The sequence below is a fragment of the Corallococcus terminator genome, from assembly GCF_003611635.1.
In the GTDB taxonomy this organism is placed as follows: Bacteria; Myxococcota; Myxococcia; order Myxococcales; family Myxococcaceae; genus Corallococcus; species Corallococcus terminator.
In genome coordinates this window covers 1-5,686 of sequence record NZ_RAVZ01000475.1, presented here as the reverse complement: position 1 = coordinate 5,686, position 5,686 = coordinate 1, and the positions used below count along the sequence as shown (strand labels likewise).

At 68.8% G+C, this 5,686-nt stretch carries 2 protein-coding genes; both read left to right on the top strand.

What is annotated here, in order from left to right; all coding sequences use genetic code 11:
- On the top strand, positions 1–761 hold a 761-nt coding region (locus tag D7V88_RS38335), incomplete at its 5' end, for a phosphopantetheine-binding protein (RefSeq protein WP_244238620.1).
- Positions 754–5,686, top strand: a 4,933-nt coding sequence (locus D7V88_RS38330; protein ID WP_120545486.1) for a non-ribosomal peptide synthetase, incomplete at its 3' end; no start/stop codon positions are given. The genes D7V88_RS38335 and D7V88_RS38330, both read left to right, overlap by 8 nt.

Genomic DNA, 5,686 nt, shown 5'->3' with positions numbered 1-5,686 from the left:
GAGGGCGGCTGTACCGGACGGGAGACAAGGTCCGGCAGCGGGAGGACGGGAAGCTGGAGTTCCTGGGGCGCGTGGACTTCCAGTTGAAGGTGCGTGGCTACCGGGTGGAGTTGGGCGAGGTGGAGGCGGGGCTGAGCGCATGCGAAGGCGTGCGCGAGGCGGTGGTGGTGGCGCGGGAGGACGTGCCCGGAGACAAGCGGCTGGTGGGGTACGTGGTGGCGAAGCCGGGCCACACGGTGGAAGTCACGGCGCTGCGAAGCGAGCTGAAGGGTCGGCTGCCGGAGTACATGGTGCCCTCGGCGCTGGTGGTGCTGGAGGCGCTGCCGCTCAACGCGAACGGCAAGGTGGACCGCAAGGCCCTGCCGAAGCCGGATGCGGATTCCGAACCCCGTGCTCGGGAGTTCATCGCTCCGCGCAGTGAGCTGGAGCAGCAGCTCGCGAACATCTTCTCGGAGCTGTTGAACGTGAAGCGCGTGGGCATCCACGACGGCTTCTTCGAGCTGGGTGGCCACTCGTTGTTGGCGACGCAGGCCGTCTCCCGCATCCGCCAGACGTTCGAGGTGGAGCTGCCGCTGCGCGAGCTGTTCGAGTCGCCGACGGTGGAGACGCTCGCGGTGTTGGTGATGCAGGCCCAGGCCTCGCAGGTGGATCCCGAGGAGCTGGCGCTGTTGATGGCGGAGATGGAAGAGATGTCCGGAGACGAGGCGCAGGCCCTCCTGGACGCGGAACTGGCGAACGGCAGGAAGACCTCCAATGAGTGACTCGTCGAAGCGTTTCTCCTCCCTGTCGCCCGAGAAGCAGGACCTGCTGATGCGGAAGCTGCGCCAGAAGAGCGCGGCCAATCCGGCGGCGACCCTGGTGGCGCGTCCCAGGAGCGCGGCGTCCTTCCCCCTGTCGTTCGCCCAGCAGCGGCTGTGGTTCCTCGATCAATTCGAGCCGCAGAACCCGCAGTACAACATCCCGCTCGCGGTCCGCCTGGACGGTCCCCTGGACGTGCCGGCCCTCCAGCGCTGCCTGGACGAACTCGTGCGCCGTCACGAAGTCCTGCGCACGACGCTGCGCGCGGAGGAAGGCGGCGCGGTGCAGGTCATCGCGCCTCCCGAGCCCCTGACGTTGCTCCAGGTGGACCTTGAGTCCCTGCCCGCCGAAGCGCGCGAGGCCGAGGCCCGACTGCGCGTGTTCCGCGACGTGCAGCAGCCCTTCACGCTGTCCGTGGGGCCACTGCTGCGCGCGATGCTGCTCAAGCTCACCGCGACGGAGCACGTGTTGCTCCTGACGTTGCACCACGTCATCTCCGACGGCTGGTCGCGCGGCATCTTCCTGCGGGAGTTCCTGGCGCTCTACGGAGCGTTCAGCCAGGGGCAGCCGTCGCCGCTGCCGGAACTGGCGATCCAATACGTGGACTACGCGGCCTGGCAGCGTGAGTGGCTCCAGGGGCCGGTGCTGGACGCGCAACTGGCGTACTGGCGCAAGCAGTTGCAAGGGGCCACGCAGGCCATCGAGTTGCCCACGGATCGACCGATTCCGGCGATGCCCTCGGTCAACGGCGCGGTGGTGACGGCCCACTACCCGCGCGAGGTGGAAGCCGCGCTGAAGGCGCTGGGGCAGAAGGAGGGCGCCACGCCGTTCATGGTGCTGCTCGCCGCGTGGCAGTTGCTGTTGTCGCGCTACAGCGGGCAGCAGGACGTGAGCGTCGGCTCACCCATCGCGGGCCGCAATCGCGCGGAGCTGGAAGGGCTCATCGGGTTCTTCGTCAACACGCTGGTGCTGCGCGCGAACCTGGAGGGCAACCCCACGTTCCGGGACCTGCTCAAGCAGGTGCGTGAGACGACCCTGGGCGCGTTCGCGCATCAGGAAGTGCCGTTCGAGAAGCTGGTGGAGGAGCTCAAGCCCGAGCGCAACCTGAGCCGCTCACCGCTGTTTCAGGTGATGTTCTCCGTCGTGAGCGGTGCGCCGTCCTCCGCGCCGACGACCAGCGCTGGGCTGTCCCTGCGATCGCTGGAGACCGAAGGCACCACCGCCAAGTTCGAGCTGTCCCTGGACATGGCGGATACGGGCCAGGGCCTCACGGCCGCGCTCGAATACAGCACCGACCTGTTCGACGCGGCGACGGCGCAGCGGATGCTGGCGCACTTCAGCGTGCTGCTGGAGGGTATCGCGGCGAATCCAGATGCGCGCGTGCTGGACCTGCCGATGCTGGGAGAGGCGGAGCGGCGTCGGGTGCTGGTGGAGTGGAACGACACCGACGTGGTGCTGCCGGCGGAGCAGGGGATTGCCGAGCGCTTCGCGGAGCAGGCACGCCTGACGCCGGAAGCACAGGCGGTGGTGGCGCCTGGGGAAGCGGCGCTGACGTACGGGGAGCTGGAAGCACAGGCGAACCAGTTGGCGCACCACCTGCGAAGCCAGGGCGTGGGCCCGGAGGTGCTGGTGGGCGTGTGCCTGGAGCGCACGCCGAGGCTGCTGGTGGCGCTGCTGGGCATCCTCAAGGCGGGCGGCGCGTACGTCCCGTTGGACCCGTCATACCCGGCGGACCGACTGGCGCTGATGGTGAGCGAGTCGCGCATGTCACTGCTGCTGACGCAGCAGTCGCTGGAGGGGACGGTGGAGGCGCCGGGCCTGCGCCGGTACCTGCTGGACGCGGAGGCGCCCGCGCGCGCGGACCTGCCCACGGAGGTGCCCGCACGGACGGCTCAGCCGGAGAACCTGGCGTACGTCGTCTTCACGTCGGGAAGCACGGGGACGCCGAAGGGCGTGATGGTGTCGCACCGTAGCTGGGCGAATGCGTACCTGGGCTGGGAGCGAAGCTACGGGCTGAAGGAAGGCGTCCAAAGCCACCTTCAGATGGCGAGCTTCTCCTTCGACGTCTTCGGCGGAGACTTGTCGCGAGCGCTGTGCTCGGGCGGGAAGCTGGTGCTGAGCCCGCGCGAGTGGCTGCTGGAGCCTGGGAAGCTGCACGGGTTGATGGAGGCGGAGGGCGTCGACTGCGCGGAGTTCGTGCCGGCGGTGCTCAGAGGGTTGCTTCAGCACCTGGAGGAGACGGGACAGCGGCTGGAGAAGATGAAGGTGCTCATCGCGGGCTCTGACGCCTGGTACGTGAATGAGTACCGGCGAATCCGGGGCGTGATTGGGCAGAAGACGCGGCTCATCAATTCGTACGGAATCAGCGAAACGACCATCGACAGCACGTGGTTCGAGAGTGACGCGCTGGGAGCGGGAGACAACCGACTGGTGCCGATTGGGCGTCCATTCGCGAACGTGCGGATGTACGTGCTGGACGGGGCACTGAAGCCGGTGGCGTCGGGGGTGGCGAGCGAGCTGTACATTGGCGGGGAGGGCGTGACGCGCGGGTACATCCACCGGCCCGAGTTGACGGCGGAGCGCTTCGTGCCGGACCCGTACGGGGCGCCGGGCTCACGGCTGTACCGCTCGGGGGACAGGGCGAGGTACCTGGGGGACGGGAACCTGGAGTTCCTGGGCCGGGCGGACACGCAGGTGAAGCTGCGTGGCTTCCGGGTGGAGCTGGGGGAAATCGAGTCGGTGCTGGGCAAGCACCCGTCGGTGCGCACGGCGGTGGTGTTGCTGCGAGAGGAGCCGCGGCGGCTCATCGCGTACGTGGTGGCGCCGGAGGGCACGGACAGCGCGGGGTTGCGAGACTTCGTGAGGGAGCGGGTGCCGGAGTACATGGTGCCGGCGGCCTTCGTGGTGCTGGAGGCGCTGCCGCTGACGCCGAACGGGAAGGTGGACCGCAAGGCACTGCCGACGCCGGACGGGGCGCAGGAGACGGCGAGCCACGTGGCGCCGAGGACGCCGACGGAGGAGTTGCTGGCGCAGGTGTGGGCGCAGGTGTTGGGCGTGGGGAGGGTGGGGGCGGAGGACAACTTCTTCGATTTGGGCGGCCACTCGCTGCTCGCGACGCAGGCGATGTCGCGGGTGCGAAGCGCCTTCGGGGTGGAGTTGCCGCTGCGAGCCCTCTTCGAGGCGTCCACTGTCTCCAAGCTGGCGCTGCGGATTGAGGCGGCGCAGCGTGCTGGGCAGGAAGCGGTGGTGCCGAAGCTCGTGGCGGTGAGTCGTGCCGCGAGTGAGTTGCCGCTGTCCTTCGCGCAGCAGCGCTTGTGGTTCCTGGACCAGCTCCAGCCGGGCAGCGCGTCCTACAACATGGCGACCGCGGTGAGGCTGTCGGGGCGTCTGGAGGTGGCGGCGCTGGAGCAGACGTTCGCGGAGCTGGTGCGTCGGCACGAGGCGCTGCGGACGACTTTCGAGACCCGGGACAGCCAGCCAGTCCAGGTCATCGCTCCCCGCGTCGCGTCGGCCCTGGAAGTCATCGCGCTCACAGGTGGGACGGCCGAGGAGCAGAGGGCTGAAGTCAGCCGGTTCGCGAAGGAGGAGAGCACTCGTCCGTTCGACTTGAGCCGTGGGCCACTCTTGCGCGCGAAGCTGGCGCGGCTGTCGGAGACGGAGCACGTGCTGGTGCTGGTGATGCACCACATCGTGTCGGACGGCTGGTCGATGGACGTGCTGGTGCGCGAAGTGGGGGCGCTCTACAGCGCGTACGCTGCGGGCCGAGCGTCGCCGCTGCCGGAGTTGGAAGTGCAGTACGCGGACTACGCGGCGTGGCAGCGTGGCTGGCTGAAGGGCGCCGTGCTGGAAGGCCAACTGGGATGGTGGCGCCAGCAGTTGGAAGGCGCGCCACAGGCCATTGAGCTACCGACGGATCGTCCGAGGCCTGCCGTGCAGACCTTCGTGGGCGCGAACGCGGTGGTGATGTTGCCGAGGCCGCTGGAGGAGGCGTTGTCGACGCTGGCCCGTCAGGAAGGAGCGACGTCCTTCATGGTGTTGCTGGCGGCCTGGCAGGTGCTGCTGGCGCGCTACAGCGGGCAGGACGACATCAGCGTGGGAACGCCCATCGCGGGGCGAAACCGGACGGAGCTGGAAGGGCTCATCGGCTTCTTCGTGAACACGCTGGTGCTGCGCACGAAGCTGGGAGAGAGCGCGAGCTTCCGTCAGGTGCTGCGCCAAGTGCGCGAGACGACGCTGGGAGCGTACGCGCACCAGGAGGTGCCGTTCGAGAAGCTGGTGGAGGAGCTGAAGCCGGAGCGCGACCTGAGTCGGTCGCCGCTGTTCCAGGTGATGTTCACGATGCAGAACACGCCGGGCGGCTCGGGAGCAGCGCTGCCGGGTGGGCTGGTGCTGAGCCCTGTAGAGACAGAAGGCACCACGGCGAAGTTCGACCTGACGCTGGGCATGGCGGAGACAGGCCGCGGCCTCGCGGCGTCGCTTGAGTACAACACCGACCTCTACGACGCGGAGACGGCACAGCGACTGTTGGGGCATCTCGGGATGTTGCTGGGCGCCATCACGAAGAATGCGGATGCGGGCGTCTGGGCCCTGCCGCTGATGGAGACCGAGGAGCGCCAGCAGGTGCTGAAGCGCTTCGCGGGTGAAGTGGCTCCGGAGCGAAAGGGAGCGGAAACGCTCCACGGGCTCTTCGCGGTGCAGGCGGCGAAGACGCCGGGCGCGTTGGCGGTGGTGCACGAGGGTGCGGAGCTGACGTACGCGCAGGTAGAAGCGCGTGCGAACCAGTTGGCGCGTCACCTGAGGACGTTGGGGGTGGGTGAGGAGAGCCGGGTGGGCGTGTGCGTGGAGCGCACGGAAGCGATGGTGGTGGCGCTGCTGGGGGTGCTGACGG